Genomic DNA, 18872 nt, shown 5'->3' on the forward strand with positions numbered 1-18872 from the left:
TTAGTCGTGTAACGCTCTGAAATGGGCGGCCATAGCGGGTGAAAGCCCCGTACACTCATGAGGTTTACAACATGACTATTGGTGTAGTCGGTCGTAAATGCGGTATGACCCGTATTTTCACCGAAGAAGGTGTCTCCATTCCGGTCACGGTCATTGAGATCGAGCCGAATCGCGTCACCCAGTTCAAAACTGAAGAGACCGATGGCTATCGTGCAGTGCAAGTCACTGTAGGCGAGCGTCGTGCTTCGCGTGTTACAGCTGCTCAGGCTGGCCACTTCGCTAAGGCGAACGTTGCCGCTGGTCGTACCGTAATGGAATTCCGTCTTGAAGAAGGCGAGTACCAGGCCGGCGATCTGATCAACGCTGAAATCTTCGCTGCTGGTCAACTGGTTGATGTAACCGGTCAGTCCAAGGGTAAAGGCTTCCAGGGTACGATCAAGCGTTGGAACTTCCGCGGGCAAGATAATACCCACGGTAACTCCGTGTCCCACCGCGTTCCAGGCTCTATCGGCCAGTGCCAGACTCCTGGTCGTGTATTCAAGGGCAAAAAAATGTCCGGTCATATGGGCGCTGAGCGCGTGACCGTGCAGTCCCTCGAAGTAGTGCGCGTGGACGCTGAACGCAATCTGTTGTTGGTCAAGGGCGCTGTTCCTGGCGCTACTGGCGGCAACTTGGTTGTACGTCCAGCAGCCAAGGCTCGCGGTTAAGGGGAAGCTGACATGCAATTAAATGTAAATGACGCTCAAGCGATCGAAGTTTCCGAACTGACATTTGGCGGCGAATTCAACGAGACGCTGGTTCACCAAGCAGTCGTGGCCTACATGGCTGGCGGCCGTCAAGGTAGCAAGCAGCAAAAGACCCGTTCCGACGTTCGTGGTGGCGGTAAGCGCCCATGGCGTCAGAAAGGTACTGGCCGTGCTCGTGCCGGTACTATCCGTAGCCCAATCTGGCGTGGCGGCGGTACCACTTTCGCAGCTCGTCCTCAGGATCACACCCAGAAGCTGAACAAGAAGATGTATCGCGCAGCAATGCGTTCCATCCTTGCTGAGCTGGTGCGTACTGATCGTCTGGTTGTGGTTCAGGACTTCGCTGTTGAAGCACCGAAGACCAAAGATCTGCTGAACAAACTGACCGGCATGGGCCTGACTGACGTCTTGATCGTGTCTGAAGTGGTTGATCAGAACCTGTACCTGGCTGCTCGCAACCTGCCACACGTTGATGTACGTGACGTGCAAGGTTCCGATCCAGTTAGTCTGATCGCATACGACAAGGTGTTGATCACCGTGTCGGCCGTGAAGAAATTCGAGGAGCTGCTGGGATGAACCAGGAACGCGTATTTAAAGTTCTGCTTGGCCCGCACGTTTCCGAGAAGGCTACGGTTCTGGCTGACAAGAAAGGCCAGTTCGTTTTCAAGGTTGCAACTGATGCAACCAAGCTGGAAATCAAGAAGGCCGTCGAAAGCCTGTTCAGCGTGAAAGTAGAGCGTGTTACTACCCTGAATGTTCTGGGTAAGAGCAAGCGCACTGCTCGCGGTCTGGGCAAGCGTAATGACTGGAAGAAGGCAGTTATCTCCCTTCAGCCAGGCCAAGATCTCGATTTCAGCAGCAGTGCTGAGTAAGGAAGGGGTGCATCATGGCAATCGTTAAATGCAAACCGACTTCCCCTGGCCGCCGTTTTGTGGTCAAGGTGGTCAACCAGGAGCTGCATAAAGGCGCTCCTCACGCACCGCTGCTCGAGAAAAAATCGAAGACTGGTGGTCGTAACAACAATGGTCGTATTACCACTCGTCACATCGGTGGTGGCCATAAGCAGCATTATCGTCTGGTCGATTTCCGTCGCAACGACAAAGATGGCATCGCTGCCACTGTCGAGCGTATCGAATACGATCCAAACCGTACTGCTCACATCGCTCTGCTGCTGTACGCAGATGGCGAGCGTCGCTACATCATCGCCCCTAAAGGCGTGAGTGCTGGCGACCAGCTGATCGCAGGTGCTCTGGCACCGATCAAGCCGGGCAACGCTCTGCAACTGCGTAACATTCCAGTTGGTAGCACCGTACACGGCATCGAATTGAAGCCAGGTAAAGGCGCGCAAATCGCTCGTTCCGCTGGTGCTTCGGCTCAGCTGATCGCTCGTGAAGGTGTCTACGTGACCCTGCGTCTGCGTTCTGGTGAGATGCGTAAAGTGCTGGCTGAATGCCGCGCGACCCTGGGTGAAGTCTCGAACTCCGAGCACAGCCTGCGTTCGCTGGGTAAAGCTGGTGCCAAACGCTGGCGTGGCGTTCGCCCAACCGTTCGTGGTGTTGCCATGAACCCGGTTGACCACCCACATGGTGGTGGTGAAGGTCGTACCTCTGGTGGTCGTCATCCGGTATCGCCATGGGGCTTCCCGACTAAGGGCGCGAAGACTCGTGGTAATAAGCGTACCGACAAAATGATCGTCCGTCGTCGCAAGTAAATAGAGGGATACGACAGTGCCACGTTCTCTGAAAAAAGGTCCTTTTATTGATCTTCACCTACTGAAGAAGATCGAAGTGGCGGCGGAAAAGAACGATCGCAAACCAGTTAAAACCTGGTCGCGTCGTTCGATGATCCTGCCACAAATGGTCGGTCTGACCATTGCAGTGCATAACGGTCGTCAACATGTTCCAGTTCTCGTGAACGAAGACATGGTCGGCCACAAACTGGGCGAGTTTGCCGGTACCCGCACATATCGTGGGCACGTGGCAGACAAGAAAGCCAAGCGTTAAGGGGTAAGGAACGATGGAAGTAGCCGCTAAGTTGTCGGGCGCTCGAATCTCCGCCCAGAAAGCCCGCTTGGTCGCCGACCAGATCCGCGGGAAGAAGGTGGGCGAAGCGCTCAACCTGTTGGCTTTCAGCAGTAAGAAAGCCGCCGAGATCATGAAGAAAGTGCTGGAGTCGGCCGTAGCCAACGCCGAGCATAACGAAGGCGCAGACGTTGATGACCTGAAGGTCAGCACCGTTTTCGTCAACGAAGGGCGTTCGCTGAAGCGAATCATGCCACGTGCCAAAGGCCGTGCTGATCGCATCGTCAAGCGGTCTTGCCATATCACTGTCAAGGTTGCTGACAAGTAACGGAGTCGAAGAGATGGGTCAGAAAGTACATCCCATTGGCATTCGCCTGGGAATCGTCAAGGAGCACACCTCCGTCTGGTACGCAGACGGTCGGACTTATGCGGACTATTTGTTCGCTGATCTGAAGGTGCGTGAGTATCTCCAAGACAAACTAAAAAGCGCGTCCGTAAGCCGTATCGATATCCATCGTCCGGCTCAAACTGCACGTATCACCATCCACACCGCTCGTCCAGGTATCGTTATCGGGAAGAAGGGTGAAGATGTTGAGAAACTGCGTCAGGACCTGACCAAGCAAATGGGTGTGCCTGTGCACATCAATATCGAAGAGATCCGTAAGCCGGAGCTCGACGGTATGCTGGTTGCGCAGAGCGTAGCTCAGCAGCTGGAGCGTCGCGTAATGTTCCGTCGCGCTATGAAGCGCGCTGTTCAGAACGCCATGCGCATTGGTGCCAAAGGCATCAAAATCCAAGTGAGCGGTCGTCTCGGCGGTGCTGAAATCGCACGTACTGAATGGTATCGCGAAGGTCGTGTGCCTCTGCACACCCTGCGTGCCGACATCGACTATGCCAACTACGAAGCTCACACCACTTATGGTGTGATCGGTGTAAAGGTTTGGATCTTCAAAGGCGAAGTAATTGGTGGTCGCCAAGAAGAGCTGAAGCCACAAGCACCAGCGCCTCGTAAAAAAGCTGCTAAGTAAGGGGTACGCCAAATGTTGCAACCAAAGCGTACGAAGTTCCGCAAGCAAATGACTGGTCACAACCGTGGCCTGGCATTGCGCGGTAGCAAAGTCAGCTTCGGCGAGTATGCGCTGAAGTCTGTAGCTCGTGGTCGTCTCACCGCTCGTCAGATCGAGTCAGCGCGTCGTGCACTGACCCGTCACGTTAAACGTGGCGGCAAGATCTGGATCCGTGTATTCCCGGACAAGCCTATTTCCAAAAAGCCACTCGAAGTTCGGATGGGTAAAGGTAAGGGTAACGTGGAGTACTGGGTTGCCCAGATTCAGCCAGGCAAAGTCCTGTATGAAATCGAGGGTGTTTCTGAAGAGCTGGCGCGTGAGGCTTTCGCCCTGGCTGCTGCAAAGCTGCCGCTCGCCACCTCCTTTGTTAAACGGACGGTGATGTGATGAAAGCGAATGAACTTCGTGAAAAATCCGCACAGCAGCTGAACGAGCAACTGCTCGGCCTGCTGCGCGACCAGTTCAATCTGCGTATGCAGAAAGCAACTGGCCAGTTGGGGCAGTCTCATCTGCTCTCGCAAGTTAAGCGTGACATTGCTCGCGTGAAGACTGTGCTCAACCAGCAGGCAGGTAAGTAATCATGGCTGAAGCCGAAAAAACTGTCCGTACGCTGACTGGCCGTGTTGTCAGCGACAAGATGGACAAAACCATCACCGTTCTGATCGAGCGTCGCGTTAAGCACCCGATCTACGGTAAATACGTTAAGCGTTCGACTAAGCTGCACGCGCACGACGAAACCAATCAGTGCCACATTGGCGACAAAGTCACTATTCGTGAAACTCGTCCTTTGGCCAAGACCAAGTCTTGGGCGCTGGTTGATATTCTCGAACGCGCTGTGGAAGTCTAAGGACTAGGGGTCGGAGAAATTATATGATTCAGACTCAATCCATGCTCGATGTGGCCGATAACAGCGGCGCTCGCCGTGTTATGTGCATCAAGGTGCTGGGTGGCTCCCATCGTCGTTACGCTGGTATCGGTGACATCATCAAAGTTACCGTGAAGGAAGCAATTCCTCGCGGTAAAGTGAAAAAAGGCCAAGTGATGACTGCTGTTGTAGTCCGCACTCGTCACGGCGTACGTCGTGCTGATGGCTCCATTATCCGCTTTGATGGCAACGCTGCTGTTCTTCTGAACAACAAGCAAGAGCCGATCGGCACCCGTATCTTTGGGCCAGTGACCCGTGAACTTCGTACTGAGAAGTTCATGAAGATCGTCTCGCTCGCCCCAGAAGTGCTGTAAGGAGATCCGACATGCAAAAGATTCGTCGTGACGACGAGATCATCGTGATCGCCGGCAAAGACAAAGGTAAGCGCGGTAAGGTGCTTAAGGTTCTCGCTGACGACCGTCTGGTTGTTGGTGGTCTGAACCTGGTTAAGCGTCATACCAAGCCAAACCCGATGTCGGGCGTACAAGGCGGTATCGTCGAGAAAGAAGCGCCACTGCACGCTTCCAACGTTGCCATTTTCAACGGCGAAACCAACAAGGCTGATCGCGTTGGTTTCAAAGTAGAAGACGGTAAGAAAATTCGTGTCTTCAAGTCGACCCAAAAAGCGGTTGATGCTTGAACACTGCTAGGTAGAAGACCATGGCACGACTAAAAGAGATTTACCGGAAGGAAATCGCACCGAAACTTAAGGAAGAACTTAAGCTTTCGAACGTGATGGAAGTTCCGCGCGTTACCAAAATCACCCTGAACATGGGTCTGGGCGAAGCGATCGGCGACAAAAAAGTCATCGAGCACGCTGTTGCTGACCTGGAAAAGATCACCGGCCAGAAAGTCGTTGTGACCTACGCTCGCAAATCCATCGCAGGCTTTAAAGTCCGTGAAGGTTGGCCGATCGGCGTCAAAGTGACTCTGCGCCGTGAGCGTATGTACGAATTCCTGGATCGTCTGCTGTCGATCTCCCTGCCTCGGGTCCGCGACTTCCGCGGCCTGAATGCCAAGTCCTTCGATGGTCGTGGTAACTACAGCATGGGCGTTAAAGAGCAGATCATCTTCCCGGAAATCGACTACGACAAGATCGATGCTCTCCGCGGTCTGGACATTACCCTGACCACCACTGCCAAGAACGATGATGAAGGTCGCGCTCTGCTGCGCGCTTTCAAATTCCCGTTCCGCAACTGATTGGAGTAGGAAAATGGCCAAGATGAGCATGAAAAACCGCGAGCTGAAGCGTCAGCTCACGGTTGCCAAGTACGCCAAAAAGCGTGCAGCACTGAAAGCAATCATCGTTGATCTGAACGCAAGTCCAGAAGCGCGTTGGGAAGCTACAGTAGCTCTGCAGAAGCAGCCACGTGACGCAAGCGCCTCGCGCATGCGTAACCGCTGCCGCCTGACCGGTCGTCCACACGGCGTTTACCGCAAGTTCGGCCTTGGCCGTAACAAGCTGCGTGAAGCTGCAATGCGTGGTGACGTACCTGGTCTGGTTAAAGCCAGCTGGTAAGCACTGTCAAAGTCTCGGTGTTCGGGATCGCAAGATCCTGACCGCCGGTGACCTTGAACTTGAATCAAGCCCCTATTGGGGCTTGATTCATTTGTGGGGTGTGTCTAGAATACCCGGCTCGCCTGAGCCCGTGCTTTTTTCGTGCGGATGTACTCGGCGACAAGTAGTAGCCGCAAGGCTAATTTTTTTGTATTAGGAGCGTCTAGCCCATGAGTATGCAGGACCCGTTAGCGGACATGCTAACTCGAATCCGTAATGCCCAGATGGCTGAAAAGTCCGTCGTAAGCATGCCATCTTCTACTTTGAAGGTAGCTGTTGCCAAAGTCCTGAAGGACGAAGGTTACATTGCGGGTTATCAGATCAGCAGCGAAACCAAACCACTGCTGTCCATCGAGCTGAAGTACTTCGAAGGCCGTCCGGTCATCGAGGAAGTGAAGCGCGTTAGCCGTCCAGGCCTGCGTCAGTACAAGTCCGTCGATGATCTGCCAAAAGTTCGTGGCGGTCTCGGTGTGTCTATCGTCTCCACCAACAAAGGTGTGATGACGGATCGTGCTGCGCGCGCTGCCGGTGTCGGCGGCGAAGTTCTTTGCACTGTGTTCTAAGGGGGGATAAGCATGTCACGCGTCGCTAAGAACCCCGTTAAGCTGCCAGCCGGTGTCGAAGTAAAATTCGCAGGCCAACAGCTTTCGGTGAAGGGTGCCAAGGGCACTCTCGAACTGAACATCCATTCGTCCGTTGAGATCGTTGAAGAAGCCGGTGAGCTGCGTTTTGCTGCTCGCAATGGCGATCAACAAACTCGCGCAATGGCTGGTACCACTCGTGCGTTGGTAAACAACATGGTCCAAGGCGTAAGCCAAGGCTTCGAGCGCAAGCTCCAGCTGGTCGGTGTTGGTTACAAAGCGCAAGCAAAAGGCACAGTGCTGAACCTGGCTCTTGGCTTCTCGCACCCAGTGGATTATGAACTGCCGGAAGGCATCACCGCTGAGACTCCTAGCCAGACCGATATCCTGATCAAGGGCATCGATAAGCAGCTGGTAGGTCAAGTGGCCGCCGAGATCCGCGACTTCCGTCCACCAGAGCCGTACAAAGGCAAAGGTGTGCGCTACGCGGACGAAGTCGTCCGTCGTAAAGAAGCCAAGAAGAAGTAGGGCATAGCAAATGACCGACAAAAAAGTTACTCGACTGCGTCGCGCTCGCAAAGCACGCCTGAAAATGCACGAACTCGAAGTCGTGCGTCTCTGCGTGTTCCGCTCGTCGCAGCACATCTACGCCCAGGTCATTTCGGCCGACGGCAACAAAGTCCTGGCAAGTGCCTCGACTTTGGATAAAGAACTGCGTGATGGCGCCACTGGCAACATCGACGCGGCCACTAAGGTTGGCCAGCTGGTCGCTACGCGTGCTAAAGCCGCTGGCGTCTCGCAGGTGGCTTTCGACCGCTCTGGCTTCAAGTACCACGGCCGCGTCAAGGCGCTGGCTGATGCTGCTCGTGAAGCTGGGCTGGAGTTCTAAGTTATGTCAAATAACGACCAAAAGCGCGACGAAGGCTACATCGAGAAGCTGGTTCAAGTTAACCGCGTAGCCAAAACCGTTAAAGGCGGCCGTATCTTCACTTTCACCGCGTTGACCGTGGTTGGTGATGGTAAAGGGCGTGTTGGCTTCGGCCGTGGCAAGTCGCGTGAAGTGCCTGCTGCGATCCAGAAGGCAATGGAAGCTGCTCGCCGCAACATGATCCAAGTTGATCTGAACGGCACCACTCTGCAGTACGCAATGAAGTCCGCCCATGGCGCTTCGAAGGTGTACATGCAGCCTGCTTCTGAAGGTACCGGTATCATCGCTGGCGGCGCTATGCGTGCTGTCCTCGAAGTTGCTGGCGTTCAGAACGTTCTGGCCAAGTGCTACGGCTCGACTAACCCGGTAAACGTGGTTCACGCCACTTTCAAAGGTTTGAAAGCTATGCAGTCTCCTGAATCCATTGCCGCCAAGCGTGGCAAAAGCGTCAAGGAGATCTTCTGATCATGGCTACCGTTAAAGTTACGCTGATCAAAAGCATGACCGGCCGCATCCCTAACCACAAACTGTGCGTTAAGGGTCTGGGTCTGCGTCGCATCGGTCACACTGTAGAAGTACTTGATACTCCCGAGAATCGCGGGATGATCAACAAGGCTTACTACATGCTGCGTGTCGAGGGTTAATCGATGAAACTCAATGATCTGAGTCCAGCGCCGGGTTCCCGTCGCGAAAAGCATCGTCCGGGCCGTGGTATCGGTAGTGGTTTGGGCAAGACCGGTGGCCGTGGCCACAAAGGTCAGTCCTCCCGCTCCGGTGGCACCATTGCTCCAGGCTTTGAAGGCGGTCAACAGCCGCTGCATCGTCGCCTGCCGAAGTTCGGTTTCGTTTCCCTGAAAGCCATGGATCGCGCAGAAGTGCGTTTGTCCGAGCTGGCTAAAGTGGAAGGCGACATCGTCACCGTGCAGTCCCTGAAAGATGCCAACGTGATCAACGTCAACGTTCAGCGTGTGAAAATCATGCTGTCCGGCGAAGTTACTCGCGCTGTCACCATCGGAAAGGGAATCGGCGCCACCAAAGGTGCGCGTGCGGCTATCGAAGCAGCTGGCGGCAAGTTCGAGGAATAAATGGCTAAGCAAGGTGCTCTCTCTGCGCTCGGCAAAGGCGGTATGTCTGAACTCTGGGCTCGTCTGCGTTTTCTGTTCCTGGCGATTATCGTCTACCGAATAGGCGCACACATCCCGGTTCCAGGTATCAACCCGGACCGACTCGCGGACCTGTTTCGACAGAATGAGGGGACCATTCTTAGCTTGTTCAACATGTTTTCCGGCGGCGCGCTGGAACGGATGAGTATCTTTGCACTGGGGATCATGCCGTACATTTCGGCATCGATCATCATGCAGCTGATGACCGCCGTCAGCCCGCAACTGGAGCAGTTGAAGAAGGAAGGTGAAGCTGGCCGTCGCAAGATCAGCCAGTACACCCGCTACGGCACTGTCGTCCTCGCTCTCGTTCAGGCCATTGGCATGTCCATTGGTCTGGCAGGGCAGGGCGTTGCGTTCACTGGTGACTTTGGCTTCCATTTCGTTGCGGTATCCACTTTTGTGGCTGGTGCGATGTTCATGATGTGGCTGGGTGAGCAGATTACTGAGCGTGGTGTTGGCAACGGTATCTCGATGTTGATTTTTTCGGGTATCGTCGCCGGTCTTCCGAGAGCGATCGGGCAGTCTTTCGAGTCTGCACGTCAGGGTGATATCAACATCTTCGCCCTGGTTGCCATCGGTTTGCTGGCAGTAGCGATTATCGGTTTCGTGGTGTTCATTGAGCGTGGTCAGCGTCGTATTGCTGTTCACTACGCCAAGCGTCAGCAGGGCCGCAAGGTCTTCGCTGCGCAGACTAGCCACTTGCCGCTGAAGGTGAACATGGCCGGTGTTATTCCGGCCATTTTCGCGAGCAGCATCTTGCTGTTCCCGGCTTCGTTGGGTGCCTGGTTCGGCCAGTCTGAAGGTATGGGCTGGTTGCAGGACATCTCGCAGTCGATCGCTCCTGGTCAGCCGTTGAATATTCTGCTGTTTAGTGCAGGGATTATTTTCTTCTGCTTCTTCTATACGGCGTTGATGTTCAATCCGAAAGACGTAGCGGAAAACCTGAAGAAGTCCGGTGCCTTTATTCCGGGCATCCGTCCAGGTGAGCAGTCTGCGCGCTACATTGATGGCGTTCTGACTCGCTTGACCATGTTCGGTGCTCTATACATGACGGCCGTGTGCTTGCTGCCCCAGTTCCTGGTGGTTGCAGCAAACGTACCGTTCTACCTTGGCGGGACCTCGTTGCTGATCGTCGTCGTGGTTGTGATGGACTTCATGTCCCAAGTACAATCGCACCTCGTTTCGCACCAGTACGAATCCCTGATGAAGAAAGCCAACCTGAAGGGTTACGGCAGCGGCATGTTGCGCTGAGTACCCATAAGGTTCGAGGAGTTGGTGATGAAAGTTCGTGCATCGGTGAAAAAGCTGTGCCGTAACTGCAAGATTATTCGCCGCGAAGGTGTTGTTCGAGTAATTTGCAGCGCGGAACCGCGTCACAAACAGCGCCAAGGCTGAGTGTGATTGTGCTTCAAGCCCGGCAGCTAGTGCGCTGCCGGGTTGATTATTTGTTATTACAGCGATATTATCTCGCGCCCTATTTCTTGGCTTCCGGGGCGTAGGTAGCTGTCAATTGGAGTCCCACTGAATGGCCCGTATTGCAGGCGTTAACATTCCAGATAACAAGCATACTGTTATCTCGCTGACCTACATCTATGGTGTTGGTCGCACTACTGCACAGAAAATTTGTGCAGTGACTGGGGTAAACCCAGCGGCAAAGATCAAAGATCTGAGCGACGAGCAGATTGAACAGCTGCGTGGCGAAGTGGCGAAGTTCACCACTGAAGGTGACCTGCGTCGCGAAATCAACATGAAAATCAAGCGTTTGATGGACCTCGGTTGCTATCGCGGTCTGCGTCATCGTCGTGGTCTTCCAGTGCGCGGTCAGCGTACCAAGACTAACGCGCGTACCCGTAAAGGTCCGCGTAAGCCGATCCGCAAGTAATCGCCCCAGCGAATCGACAGGAAATTAATCATGGCAAAACCTGCTGCTCGTCCTCGTAAAAAAGTTAAAAAGACAGTGGTTGATGGCATCGCCCACATCCATGCTTCTTTTAACAACACCATCGTGACCATTACCGACCGTCAAGGTAACGCTCTTTCCTGGGCTACCTCCGGTGGTTCGGGTTTCCGCGGTTCCCGCAAGTCCACCCCGTTCGCTGCTCAAGTAGCTGCTGAGCGTGCTGGTCAAGCTGCGCTGGAATACGGCCTGAAAAACCTCGACGTTAATGTCAAAGGTCCAGGTCCAGGTCGTGAATCCGCAGTCCGCGCTTTGAACGGCTGTGGCTACAAGATCGCCAGCATCACCGACGTGACGCCAATCCCGCACAACGGGTGCCGTCCGCCGAAGAAGCGCCGCGTGTAATCCAGGAGATTGTAAAGAATGGCTCGTTACATTGGTCCAAAATGCAAACTCGCTCGTCGCGAAGGCACCGATCTCTTTCTGAAGAGCGGCGTGCGCGCGATCGAATCGAAGTGCAACATCGAAGCAGCACCTGGTATCCACGGCCAACGCCGCGGTCGCCAGTCCGATTACGGCACCCAACTGCGTGAAAAGCAGAAGGTCCGTCGTATCTACGGCGTTCTCGAGCGTCAATTCAGCGGCTACTACAAAGAAGCTGCTGGCAAGAAAGGCGCAACTGGCGAAAACCTGTTGCAACTGCTCGAATGCCGTCTGGACAACGTTGTATACCGTATGGGTTTTGGCTCTACTCGTGCCGAATCCCGTCAGCTGGTATCGCACAAGTCGATCAGCGTTAACGGTCAGACCGTAAACGTTCCGTCTTACCAGGTTCGTGCTGGTGACGTGGTCGCAGTTCGCGAGAAAGCAAAGAACCAACTTCGCATTGTCCAAGCTCTCGATCTGTGTGCCCAACGTGGCCGCGTAGAATGGGTAGAAGTAGACACTGAGAAGAAGTCGGGCGTTTTCAAGAACGTTCCTGCTCGCAGTGATCTGTCCGCCGACATCAACGAAAGCCTGATTGTCGAGCTCTACTCCAAGTAAGGGCTAGAAAATAGGTGCATCCATGCAGATTTCGGTAAATGAGTTCCTGACACCCCGCCATATTGATGTGCAGGTTGTCAGTCCAACCCGCGCCAAGATCACTCTCGAGCCTCTCGAGCGTGGTTTCGGCCACACCCTGGGCAACGCGCTGCGCCGCATCCTGTTGTCCTCAATGCCCGGCTGTGCAGTAGTCGAGGCCGAGATTGACGGTGTGCTCCACGAGTACAGCGCCATCGAAGGTGTACAGGAAGATGTAATTGAAATCCTGTTGAACCTTAAAGGTCTGGCTATCAAGCTGCACGGTCGAGACGAAGTTACGCTGACCTTGTCGAAGAAGGGTTCGGGGGTGGTTACCGCTGCCGATATTCAGCTGGATCATGATGTCGAGATCGTTAACCCCGATCACGTAATCGCTAACCTGGCGTCTAACGGCGCCCTGAACATGAAGCTCACCGTAGCTCGTGGTCGTGGTTATGAACCGGCAGACTCGCGTCAGAGCGATGAAGACGAAAGCCGCAGCATCGGTCGCTTGCAGCTTGACTCTTCGTTCAGCCCGGTACGCCGTATCGCATACGTGGTGGAAAACGCCCGTGTCGAGCAGCGTACTAACCTGGACAAGCTGGTTATTGATCTGGAAACCAACGGTACCCTGGATCCTGAAGAGGCTATCCGCCGTGCTGCAACCATTCTGCAACAGCAGTTGGCTGCGTTCGTCGACCTCAAAGGTGACAGTGAGCCAGTGGTTGTCGAGCAGGAAGACGAGATCGATCCGATCCTGCTTCGCCCGGTTGACGATCTGGAACTGACTGTACGTTCGGCTAACTGCCTTAAGGCGGAAAACATCTACTACATCGGTGACCTGATTCAGCGTACCGAAGTAGAGCTGTTGAAGACTCCGAACCTGGGCAAGAAATCCTTGACTGAAATCAAGGACGTTCTGGCCTCCCGCGGTCTGTCCCTCGGCATGCGCCTCGACAACTGGCCGCCTGCAAGTCTTAAGAAGGACGACAAGGCGACTGCCTGATCGTCGTAATCACCGAACGTTGTGTTTGGTAAGGAATGAACCATGCGTCATCGTAAAAGTGGTCGTCACCTGAGCCGCACCAGCTCGCACCGCAAGGCCATGTTTCAAAACATGGCGGTGTCGCTGTTCGAGCACGAGCTGATCAAAACTACACTGCCAAAAGCCAAAGAACTGCGTCGCGTTGCTGAGCCGCTGATCACTTTGGCCAAGACAGACAGCCTGGCTAACCGCCGTCTGGCTTTCGACCGTACTCGTTCGAAAGCTATCGTTGGTAAGCTCTTCAACGACCTGGGCAAGCGTTACGCTACCCGTGAGGGTGGCTACCTGCGCATCCTCAAGTGCGGTTTCCGCACTGGCGACAACGCGCCTATGGCGTACGTCGAGTTGGTTGATCGTCCTGTCGGTGGTGAAGCTGTATCCGCTGAGTAAGACGTCAGTCTGAAACAAAGAACCGGGCCTAGTGCCCGGTTTTTTGTGCCCGTAAGAAACGCGCTGTTCGTACAAGCTTCCCTGCGGTTCATGCCGTCACTATATGAGCGGGATTGTTGGTAGTATTTTTCTATTGATGTCTGCAAATTAATGAATTTGTAGGTGTCATGAATGATGGTCAATACTCCCTCCCACGCCGATTAGCCGGCAGCTCCAAAACTGACAAAGGATGAGATCGCATGAGCCAGAACAACACGCTTACGACCGCCAGTGGCGCTCCTGTCGCCGACAACCAGAATTCCCGCTCTGCCGGCCCTCGTGGCCCTTTGCTGCTCGACGATTTCCACCTGATCGAGAAGCTTGCTCATTTCAACCGTGAAAACATCCCTGAGCGTCGTGTACACGCCAAAGGCTCGGGTGCTTACGGTACGTTCACCGTGACTCGCGACATCTCCGAATACACCAGCGCCAAGCTGTTCGAGTCCGTTGGTAAGCAAACCCCGACCTTCCTGCGATTCTCCACCGTGGGCGGCGAACGCGGTTCGGCTGACACCGAGCGTGATCCACGCGGTTTTGCCCTGAAGTTCTACACCGAGGAAGGCAACTGGGACATCGTCGGTAACAATACGCCGGTGTTCTTCATCCGTGATCCGCTGAAATTCCCTGACTTTATCCATACCCAAAAGCGCCTGCCGCAAAGCAACCTGAAAAGCGCGCAGATGATGTGGGATTTCTGGTCGCATTCGCCTGAGGCGTTGCACCAGGTCACTATCCTGTTCTCCGACCGCGGCATTCCCGACGGTTATCGCCACATGCACGGCTTCGGTAGCCACACCTACAGCCTGATCAACGCCAATGGCGAGCGTCACTGGGTGAAGTGGCACTACAAAACCAAACAGGGGATCAAGAACCTCGCTCCGGCAGAAGCGGCGCGGTTGGCGGGTACCGATCCGGATTACGCACAACGTGACCTGTTCGGCGCCATTGAGCGCGGAGACTTCCCGAAATGGAGTGTCAACATCCAGGTCATGTCCGAGGCCCAGGCCGCCGATCACTACGAGAACCCGTTCGACGTTACCAAAACCTGGTCGCAGAAAGAGTTTCCGTTGATCGAGGTGGGCGAGTTGGAGCTCAACCGCAATCCGCTGAACTACTTCGCTGAAGTCGAGCAAGCTGCGTTCGGTCCGAGCAACATGGTCCCGGGTGTCGGTCTGTCACCTGATCGCATGCTACAAGGTCGCGTGTTCGCTTACGCCGATGCCCATCGCTACCGTGTGGGCACCAATCACCAGCAATTGCCGGTGAATGCGCCTCGTAGTCCGGTCAACACCTACCAGCGCGACGGCTCCATGGCATTTGGCGTTAATGGTGGTTCAGCGCCGAACTACGAGCCGAACAGCTACGTGGAGTCACCGAAACAGGCGCCGCGTTACGCGGAACCAGCTTTGGCCTTGAGCGGCGCCGCCGATCGTTACGATCATCGCGAAGATACCGACTATTACAGCCATGCCGGTGCGCTGTTCCGCCTGATGAGCGATGAGCAGAAAGCCCTGCTGATCAACAATATTGCCGGTGCCATGGCCGGGGTTTCCGATGACGTGATTGACCGTCAACTGCAACACTTCTTCAGGGCTGACCCAGCGTATGGAGAAGGAATTGCAAAGGCGTTGGGCGTACAGCTTAGCTAAGTCTAAACGATAAGCAGAACCGCCCTCATTTGGGCGGTTTTTGCGTTATTTAAACCTCTTTTCTCAGAAATTCTGCACTTGTATTGCGTCGGGAGAGTGACCTTCGGGTCAGGTTGGTTCAAACTACAGACTTTCAAGCAGGGAGATGTAGGGCGATGCAAGGTCACCCAGACGTAATCGATTACCTCAACACATTGCTGACCGGTGAGCTGGCAGCCCGTGATCAGTATTTCATCCATTCGCGGATGTACGAGGACTGGGGGTTCACCGAGCTCTACGAACGTATCAACCACGAGATGGAAGAAGAGGCTCAGCACGCTGATGCCCTGATGCGCCGCATCCTCATGCTTGAAGGTACTCCGCGCATGCGTCCGGATGACCTGGATGTCGGTACCACCGTGCCTGACATGCTCGCCGCCGACCTGCGTCTGGAATACAAAGTTCGCGCAGCTCTCTGCAAAGGCATCGAGCTCTGCGAGTTGCACAAGGATTACGTCAGTCGCGAGATCCTGCGTATTCAGCTGGCCGATACCGAAGAAGATCACACCTACTGGCTCGAGAAGCAGCTGGGTCTGATCAAACTGATTGGTCTGGAAAACTATCTGCAATCGCAGTTCTGATGCTGTTGTAGGAGCGAGGCTTGCCCGCGAAGGGATCGCCGCGGTGCATCAGCCAGACCGAGGTGAGGCCTTCGCGGGCAAGCCTCGCTCCTACAGAAGCGCATAAAAAAGCCCCTGTCACCGATGAAGTGACAGGGGCTTTTTTGTGGGCCTGATTCAGGCCTTGTCGCGAGCCAGTAGAGGTTTCAGGTAGAAGCCGGTGTGAGACTGCTTCATCTCCGATACTTCTTCTGGTGTCCCGACGGCAATGATCTGGCCGCCCTTGGACCCACCTTCCGGCCCCAGGTCCACCAACCAGTCGGCGGTCTTGATCACGTCCAGGTTGTGCTCGATCACCACCACGGTGTTGCCGTGATCGCGCAGACGATGCAAAACATCGAGCAGTTGCTGGATATCCGCGAAGTGCAGGCCGGTGGTCGGCTCATCGAGGATGTACAGGGTCTTGCCGGTATCACGCTTGGACAGCTCGCGGGACAGTTTCACCCGTTGGGCTTCACCACCCGACAGCGTCGTCGCCGATTGCCCCAGCTTGATGTAGGAAAGGCCTACGTCCATCAATGTCTGAAGCTTGCGCGCCAAGGCAGGAACGGCGTCGAAGAACACCCGGGCTTCCTCGATGGTCATCTCGAGGGTTTCGTGGATGCTCTTGCCCTTGTACTTGATCTCCAGCGTCTCGCGGTTGTAACGCTTGCTCTTGCAGACATCGCACGGGACATAGATGTCCGGCAGGAAGTGCATTTCCACCTTGATCAGGCCATCGCCCTGACAGGCTTCGCAACGTCCACCTTTCACGTTGAAGGAGAAACGCCCCGGCCCGTAGCCGCGAGAGCGGGATTCCGGCACACCGGCGAACAACTCGCGGATCGGCGTGAACAGCCCGGTGTAGGTCGCCGGGTTGGAGCGCGGTGTGCGACCAATCGGGCTCTGGTCGATGTCGACGACCTTGTCCAGATGCTCCAGACCTTTGATGTTGTCGTGAGCCGCCGCTTCAAGCGTTGTCGCGCCGTTGAGTGCGGTAGCGCTCAGAGGGAACAGCGTGTTGTTGATCAGCGTCGATTTGCCTGAACCGGACACACCGGTCACACAGGTCAGCAGACCGATCGGAATCTCAAGGTCGACATTGCGCAAATTGTTGCCGCGAGCGCCCTTGAGCGACAGCGACAACTTCTTGTTACGCGGCGTGCGCTTGGCTGGCACTGCGATCTTCACCCGGCCCGACAAATACTTGCCAGTCAGCGAATCAGGGTGAGCCATCACTTCGGCCGGCGTCCCTTCGGCAACGATATGTCCGCCGTGCACACCGGCGCCCGGGCCGATATCCACCACATAGTCGGCCAGACGAATCGCATCTTCATCGTGCTCAACCACGATCACCGTGTTGCCGATGTCCCGCAGGTGCTTGAGGGTGCCCAGCAACCGGTCGTTGTCCCGTTGATGCAGACCGATTGACGGTTCATCGAGGATGTACAGAACCCCCACCAGACCGGCGCCAATCTGACTGGCCAGGCGAATCCGCTGGGCTTCACCGCCGGATAGCGTGTCGGCACTGCGATCCAGCGACAAGTAGTCCAGGCCAACGTTGACCAGAAACTGCAGCCGCTCGCGGATTTCCTTGAGGATCTTGTCGGCAATCTCGCCACGGCGGCCGGTCAGTTTCAGCACGCCGAAATACTCACAGGCGTCGCCGATTGGCAGATTGGTCACCGCCGGCAAGGTCTTCTCGCCAACCCACACGTGCCGCGCCTCGCGACGCAGACGGGTGCCGCGGCAATCCGGGCAGGGTTGGGTGCTGAGGAACTTGGCCAGTTCTTCACGGACCGAAGCCGACTCGGTTTCGCGGTAGCGGCGTTCCAGGTTCGGCACGATGCCTTCGAACGGGTGCGAACGTTTGACGATGTCGCCACGGTCGTTCAGGTATTTGAAGTCGACGTTCTGCGAGCCGCTGCCATGCAGGATGAATTTCTGCTGATCGGCCGGCAGTTCGTTGAATGGCACTTCAAGACTGAATTTGTAGTGCGAGGCCAGCGAGCCAAGCATCTGGAAGTAATAGACGTTGCGCCGGTCCCAGCCGCGAATCGCGCCTTCGGCCAGGGTCAGTTCACCGTTCACCAATCGCTTGATGTCGAAAAACTGTTTAACCCCCAGGCCATCGCAGGTTGGGCAGGCACCGGCCGGGTTGTTGAAGGAAAACAGCTTGGGTTCCAGCTCGCTGATGGCATGGCCGCAGATCGGGCAGGCGAAGCGGGCGGAGAAGATGATTTCTTCGCCGGGCTCATCATCCATAGGCGCCACAAGAGCGATACCGTCTGCCAGTTTCAGCGCGGTCTCGAACGATTCGGCCAAGCGCTGTTGCAGATCGGCGCGGACCTTGAAGCGGTCGACCACGACGTCGATCGAGTGCTTCTTCTGTTTATCCAGCTTCGGCAACTCGTCCAGCTCGCACAACCTGCCGTTGACCCGGGCCCGCACAAACCCCTGGGCGCGCAGTTCTTCGAAGACGGAGAGGTGCTCGCCCTTGCGCTCGCGGATCACCGGAGCCAGCAGCATCAGTTTGCTGCCCTCCGGTTGTGCCAGCACCAGGTCGACCATCTGGCTGACGGTCTGGGCTTCCAGCGGAATGTCGTGGTCCGGGCAGCGCGGAATACCGACGCGAGCATAGAGCAGGCGCAGGTAGTCGTAGATTTCGGTAATGGTGCCAACCGTCGAACGCGGGTTGTGCGAGGTCGACTTCTGTTCGATGGAGATCGCTGGCGACAGACCTTCGATGGTGTCGACATCAGGTTTTTCCATCATCGACAGGAACTGCCGGGCGTAGGCCGACAGCGATTCGACATAGCGCCGCTGACCTTCGGCGTACAGCGTGTCGAAGGCCAGGGACGACTTGCCGGATCCGGACAGGCCGGTGATGACGATCAGTTTGTCCCGCGGCAGGGTCAGGTCGATGTTCTTCAGGTTGTGGGTTCGGGCCCCACGAATCAGGATCTTGTCCAAAGTGGCCTCGCTCGGCGGGCGTCGAAAACGTAGGAGTATACGGCCAAATACTGGATGGATGCACACTATCAAATGAGAGGGCCGCAGCCTTACATGAAGAGTCTGTCAGCAGAGCGCGTCATTGCGTCGCGATATACCCCGTCAATCGATGGGACTGGTAGAATCGCCGCCGGTTCACATGAGGTTTTTC

The 18872-nt window shown here is 55.6% G+C and carries 30 protein-coding genes; 29 read left to right on the top strand and 1 reads right to left on the bottom strand.

The window, feature by feature from the left end; translation table 11 throughout:
- Positions 1-71 precede the first annotated feature (71 nt).
- The 29 genes from rplC (at position 72) to bfr (ending at position 15691) form a co-directional block, all read left to right on the top strand.
- A complete protein-coding gene (gene rplC, locus KGB14_RS08195; RefSeq protein ID WP_003186059.1) occupies positions 72-707 on the top strand; it encodes a 50S ribosomal protein L3 in 636 nt (211 codons plus the stop codon).
- A 12-nt stretch (positions 708-719) separates the two neighbouring features.
- On the top strand, positions 720-1322 hold the full coding sequence (rplD, locus tag KGB14_RS08200) for a 50S ribosomal protein L4 (protein WP_223485539.1): 603 nt from the start codon (positions 720-722) through the stop codon (positions 1320-1322).
- Positions 1319-1618, top strand: coding sequence for a 50S ribosomal protein L23 (gene rplW / locus KGB14_RS08205; RefSeq protein WP_002555488.1), 300 nt, complete (start codon positions 1319-1321; stop codon positions 1616-1618). The genes rplD and rplW overlap by 4 nt, the downstream gene beginning before the upstream one ends.
- Positions 1619-1632: 14 nt before the next feature.
- On the top strand, positions 1633-2457 hold the full coding sequence (rplB, locus tag KGB14_RS08210; RefSeq protein WP_003210080.1) for a 50S ribosomal protein L2: 825 nt from the start codon (positions 1633-1635) through the stop codon (positions 2455-2457).
- Positions 2458-2473: 16 nt separating this feature from the next.
- Positions 2474-2749, top strand: a complete 276-nt coding sequence (rpsS, locus tag KGB14_RS08215) for a 30S ribosomal protein S19 (protein ID WP_002555486.1) — start codon at positions 2474-2476, stop codon at positions 2747-2749.
- A gap of 13 nt (positions 2750-2762) precedes the next feature.
- Positions 2763-3095: a 50S ribosomal protein L22 gene (gene rplV, locus KGB14_RS08220; protein ID WP_003103908.1), complete on the top strand. Its 333-nt coding sequence runs from the start codon at positions 2763-2765 to the stop codon at positions 3093-3095.
- Between the two features lie 13 nt (positions 3096-3108).
- Positions 3109-3795 (top strand): 30S ribosomal protein S3, encoded by a 687-nt coding sequence (gene rpsC, locus KGB14_RS08225; protein ID WP_003176422.1) that lies wholly within the window; start codon positions 3109-3111, stop codon positions 3793-3795.
- A gap of 12 nt (positions 3796-3807) precedes the next feature.
- Positions 3808-4221 carry a 50S ribosomal protein L16 gene (rplP, locus tag KGB14_RS08230; RefSeq protein ID WP_019409905.1) on the top strand — a complete coding sequence of 138 codons (414 nt, stop codon included), beginning with the start codon at positions 3808-3810 and terminating at the stop codon, positions 4219-4221.
- A complete protein-coding gene (gene rpmC / locus KGB14_RS08235; protein ID WP_002555481.1) occupies positions 4221-4412 on the top strand; it encodes a 50S ribosomal protein L29 in 192 nt (63 codons plus the stop codon). The genes rplP and rpmC overlap by 1 nt, the downstream gene beginning before the upstream one ends.
- A gap of 2 nt (positions 4413-4414) precedes the next feature.
- Positions 4415-4681 (top strand): 30S ribosomal protein S17, encoded by a 267-nt coding sequence (gene rpsQ, locus KGB14_RS08240; RefSeq protein ID WP_003444370.1) that lies wholly within the window; start codon positions 4415-4417, stop codon positions 4679-4681.
- 23 nt (positions 4682-4704) lie between these two features.
- Positions 4705-5073: a 50S ribosomal protein L14 gene (gene rplN, locus KGB14_RS08245; protein ID WP_002555479.1), complete on the top strand. Its 369-nt coding sequence runs from the start codon at positions 4705-4707 to the stop codon at positions 5071-5073.
- Positions 5074-5084: 11 nt separating this feature from the next.
- Positions 5085-5399, top strand: a complete 315-nt coding sequence (rplX, locus tag KGB14_RS08250; RefSeq protein ID WP_007896770.1) for a 50S ribosomal protein L24 — start codon at positions 5085-5087, stop codon at positions 5397-5399.
- A 20-nt stretch (positions 5400-5419) separates the two neighbouring features.
- Positions 5420-5959 carry a 50S ribosomal protein L5 gene (rplE, locus tag KGB14_RS08255; RefSeq protein ID WP_003210069.1) on the top strand — a complete coding sequence of 180 codons (540 nt, stop codon included), beginning with the start codon at positions 5420-5422 and terminating at the stop codon, positions 5957-5959.
- Between the two features lie 13 nt (positions 5960-5972).
- The gene (rpsN, locus tag KGB14_RS08260; protein ID WP_003176414.1) at positions 5973-6278 is read left to right on the top strand and encodes a 30S ribosomal protein S14; all 306 of its coding nucleotides are present in this window, start codon (positions 5973-5975) and stop codon (positions 6276-6278) included.
- Positions 6279-6487: 209 nt separating this feature from the next.
- Positions 6488-6880 (top strand): 30S ribosomal protein S8, encoded by a 393-nt coding sequence (rpsH, locus tag KGB14_RS08265; RefSeq protein ID WP_008065722.1) that lies wholly within the window; start codon positions 6488-6490, stop codon positions 6878-6880.
- A gap of 12 nt (positions 6881-6892) precedes the next feature.
- On the top strand, positions 6893-7426 hold the full coding sequence (rplF, locus tag KGB14_RS08270; RefSeq protein WP_003176412.1) for a 50S ribosomal protein L6: 534 nt from the start codon (positions 6893-6895) through the stop codon (positions 7424-7426).
- A gap of 10 nt (positions 7427-7436) precedes the next feature.
- On the top strand, positions 7437-7787 hold the full coding sequence (rplR, locus tag KGB14_RS08275) for a 50S ribosomal protein L18 (RefSeq protein ID WP_003186037.1): 351 nt from the start codon (positions 7437-7439) through the stop codon (positions 7785-7787).
- Positions 7788-7790: 3 nt separating this feature from the next.
- Positions 7791-8291 (top strand): 30S ribosomal protein S5, encoded by a 501-nt coding sequence (gene rpsE / locus KGB14_RS08280; RefSeq protein ID WP_003186035.1) that lies wholly within the window; start codon positions 7791-7793, stop codon positions 8289-8291.
- Positions 8292-8293: 2 nt separating this feature from the next.
- The gene (gene rpmD, locus KGB14_RS08285) at positions 8294-8470 is read left to right on the top strand and encodes a 50S ribosomal protein L30 (protein WP_003186033.1); all 177 of its coding nucleotides are present in this window, start codon (positions 8294-8296) and stop codon (positions 8468-8470) included.
- 3 nt (positions 8471-8473) lie between these two features.
- Positions 8474-8911 (top strand): 50S ribosomal protein L15, encoded by a 438-nt coding sequence (gene rplO / locus KGB14_RS08290; protein WP_007896782.1) that lies wholly within the window; start codon positions 8474-8476, stop codon positions 8909-8911.
- Positions 8912-10240, top strand: a complete 1329-nt coding sequence (gene secY / locus KGB14_RS08295; RefSeq protein ID WP_003228718.1) for a preprotein translocase subunit SecY — start codon at positions 8912-8914, stop codon at positions 10238-10240.
- A 27-nt stretch (positions 10241-10267) separates the two neighbouring features.
- Positions 10268-10384 carry a 50S ribosomal protein L36 gene (gene rpmJ / locus KGB14_RS08300; protein ID WP_002555468.1) on the top strand — a complete coding sequence of 39 codons (117 nt, stop codon included), beginning with the start codon at positions 10268-10270 and terminating at the stop codon, positions 10382-10384.
- Between the two features lie 130 nt (positions 10385-10514).
- Positions 10515-10871 carry a 30S ribosomal protein S13 gene (rpsM, locus tag KGB14_RS08305; protein ID WP_003186020.1) on the top strand — a complete coding sequence of 119 codons (357 nt, stop codon included), beginning with the start codon at positions 10515-10517 and terminating at the stop codon, positions 10869-10871.
- Positions 10872-10901: 30 nt separating this feature from the next.
- Complete coding sequence (gene rpsK / locus KGB14_RS08310) at positions 10902-11291, top strand: 30S ribosomal protein S11 (protein WP_002555466.1); 390 nt, start codon at positions 10902-10904, stop codon at positions 11289-11291.
- Positions 11292-11309: 18 nt separating this feature from the next.
- The gene (gene rpsD, locus KGB14_RS08315; RefSeq protein WP_003176404.1) at positions 11310-11930 is read left to right on the top strand and encodes a 30S ribosomal protein S4; all 621 of its coding nucleotides are present in this window, start codon (positions 11310-11312) and stop codon (positions 11928-11930) included.
- Positions 11931-11952: 22 nt separating this feature from the next.
- Positions 11953-12954 carry a DNA-directed RNA polymerase subunit alpha gene (locus tag KGB14_RS08320; RefSeq protein ID WP_003186012.1) on the top strand — a complete coding sequence of 334 codons (1002 nt, stop codon included), beginning with the start codon at positions 11953-11955 and terminating at the stop codon, positions 12952-12954.
- 42 nt (positions 12955-12996) lie between these two features.
- Complete coding sequence (rplQ, locus tag KGB14_RS08325; protein ID WP_007896790.1) at positions 12997-13383, top strand: 50S ribosomal protein L17; 387 nt, start codon at positions 12997-12999, stop codon at positions 13381-13383.
- A gap of 239 nt (positions 13384-13622) precedes the next feature.
- On the top strand, positions 13623-15071 hold the full coding sequence (locus KGB14_RS08330) for a catalase (protein ID WP_223485541.1): 1449 nt from the start codon (positions 13623-13625) through the stop codon (positions 15069-15071).
- A 155-nt stretch (positions 15072-15226) separates the two neighbouring features.
- Complete coding sequence (gene bfr, locus KGB14_RS08335) at positions 15227-15691, top strand: bacterioferritin (protein ID WP_123359019.1); 465 nt, start codon at positions 15227-15229, stop codon at positions 15689-15691.
- A 156-nt stretch (positions 15692-15847) separates the two neighbouring features.
- Here bfr and uvrA read toward each other — a convergent pair whose 3' ends face one another.
- Positions 15848-18682, bottom strand: coding sequence for an excinuclease ABC subunit UvrA (gene uvrA / locus KGB14_RS08340; protein ID WP_223485543.1), 2835 nt, complete (start codon positions 18680-18682; stop codon positions 15848-15850).
- Positions 18683-18872: the final 190 nt, after the last annotated feature.

Origin of the sequence: Pseudomonas sp. A-RE-19 (assembly GCF_019956555.1) — a bacterium.
Lineage (GTDB): Bacteria > Pseudomonadota > Gammaproteobacteria > Pseudomonadales > Pseudomonadaceae > Aquipseudomonas.

Bases quoted from the DNA above. Each gene is read 5' to 3' on its own strand.
- rplR (WP_003186037.1), top strand. From the start codon at position 7,437: ATGACCGACAAAAAAGTTACTCGACTGCGTCGCGCTCGCAAAGCACGC.
- rpsK (WP_002555466.1), top strand. From the start codon at position 10,902: ATGGCAAAACCTGCTGCTCGTCCTCGTAAAAAAGTTAAAAAGACAGTG.
- rpsM (WP_003186020.1), top strand. From the start codon at position 10,515: ATGGCCCGTATTGCAGGCGTTAACATTCCAGATAACAAGCATACTGTT.
- rpsD (WP_003176404.1), top strand. From the start codon at position 11,310: ATGGCTCGTTACATTGGTCCAAAATGCAAACTCGCTCGTCGCGAAGGC.
- rplF (WP_003176412.1), top strand. From the start codon at position 6,893: ATGTCACGCGTCGCTAAGAACCCCGTTAAGCTGCCAGCCGGTGTCGAA.
- KGB14_RS08330 (WP_223485541.1), top strand. From the start codon at position 13,623: ATGAGCCAGAACAACACGCTTACGACCGCCAGTGGCGCTCCTGTCGCC.
- rpsH (WP_008065722.1), top strand. From the start codon at position 6,488: ATGAGTATGCAGGACCCGTTAGCGGACATGCTAACTCGAATCCGTAAT.
- rplD (WP_223485539.1), top strand. From the start codon at position 720: ATGCAATTAAATGTAAATGACGCTCAAGCGATCGAAGTTTCCGAACTG.
- rplP (WP_019409905.1), top strand. From the start codon at position 3,808: ATGTTGCAACCAAAGCGTACGAAGTTCCGCAAGCAAATGACTGGTCAC.
- rpmD (WP_003186033.1), top strand. From the start codon at position 8,294: ATGGCTACCGTTAAAGTTACGCTGATCAAAAGCATGACCGGCCGCATC.
- rplB (WP_003210080.1), top strand. From the start codon at position 1,633: ATGGCAATCGTTAAATGCAAACCGACTTCCCCTGGCCGCCGTTTTGTG.
- rpsN (WP_003176414.1), top strand. From the start codon at position 5,973: ATGGCCAAGATGAGCATGAAAAACCGCGAGCTGAAGCGTCAGCTCACG.
- rplV (WP_003103908.1), top strand. From the start codon at position 2,763: ATGGAAGTAGCCGCTAAGTTGTCGGGCGCTCGAATCTCCGCCCAGAAA.
- rplO (WP_007896782.1), top strand. From the start codon at position 8,474: ATGAAACTCAATGATCTGAGTCCAGCGCCGGGTTCCCGTCGCGAAAAG.
- secY (WP_003228718.1), top strand. From the start codon at position 8,912: ATGGCTAAGCAAGGTGCTCTCTCTGCGCTCGGCAAAGGCGGTATGTCT.
- rplN (WP_002555479.1), top strand. From the start codon at position 4,705: ATGATTCAGACTCAATCCATGCTCGATGTGGCCGATAACAGCGGCGCT.
- KGB14_RS08320 (WP_003186012.1), top strand. From the start codon at position 11,953: ATGCAGATTTCGGTAAATGAGTTCCTGACACCCCGCCATATTGATGTG.
- rpmJ (WP_002555468.1), top strand. From the start codon at position 10,268: ATGAAAGTTCGTGCATCGGTGAAAAAGCTGTGCCGTAACTGCAAGATT.
- rpsQ (WP_003444370.1), top strand. From the start codon at position 4,415: ATGGCTGAAGCCGAAAAAACTGTCCGTACGCTGACTGGCCGTGTTGTC.
- rpsE (WP_003186035.1), top strand. From the start codon at position 7,791: ATGTCAAATAACGACCAAAAGCGCGACGAAGGCTACATCGAGAAGCTG.
- rplC (WP_003186059.1), top strand. From the start codon at position 72: ATGACTATTGGTGTAGTCGGTCGTAAATGCGGTATGACCCGTATTTTC.
- rplW (WP_002555488.1), top strand. From the start codon at position 1,319: ATGAACCAGGAACGCGTATTTAAAGTTCTGCTTGGCCCGCACGTTTCC.
- rplX (WP_007896770.1), top strand. From the start codon at position 5,085: ATGCAAAAGATTCGTCGTGACGACGAGATCATCGTGATCGCCGGCAAA.
- rplQ (WP_007896790.1), top strand. From the start codon at position 12,997: ATGCGTCATCGTAAAAGTGGTCGTCACCTGAGCCGCACCAGCTCGCAC.
- rpmC (WP_002555481.1), top strand. From the start codon at position 4,221: ATGAAAGCGAATGAACTTCGTGAAAAATCCGCACAGCAGCTGAACGAG.
- bfr (WP_123359019.1), top strand. From the start codon at position 15,227: ATGCAAGGTCACCCAGACGTAATCGATTACCTCAACACATTGCTGACC.
- rplE (WP_003210069.1), top strand. From the start codon at position 5,420: ATGGCACGACTAAAAGAGATTTACCGGAAGGAAATCGCACCGAAACTT.
- rpsC (WP_003176422.1), top strand. From the start codon at position 3,109: ATGGGTCAGAAAGTACATCCCATTGGCATTCGCCTGGGAATCGTCAAG.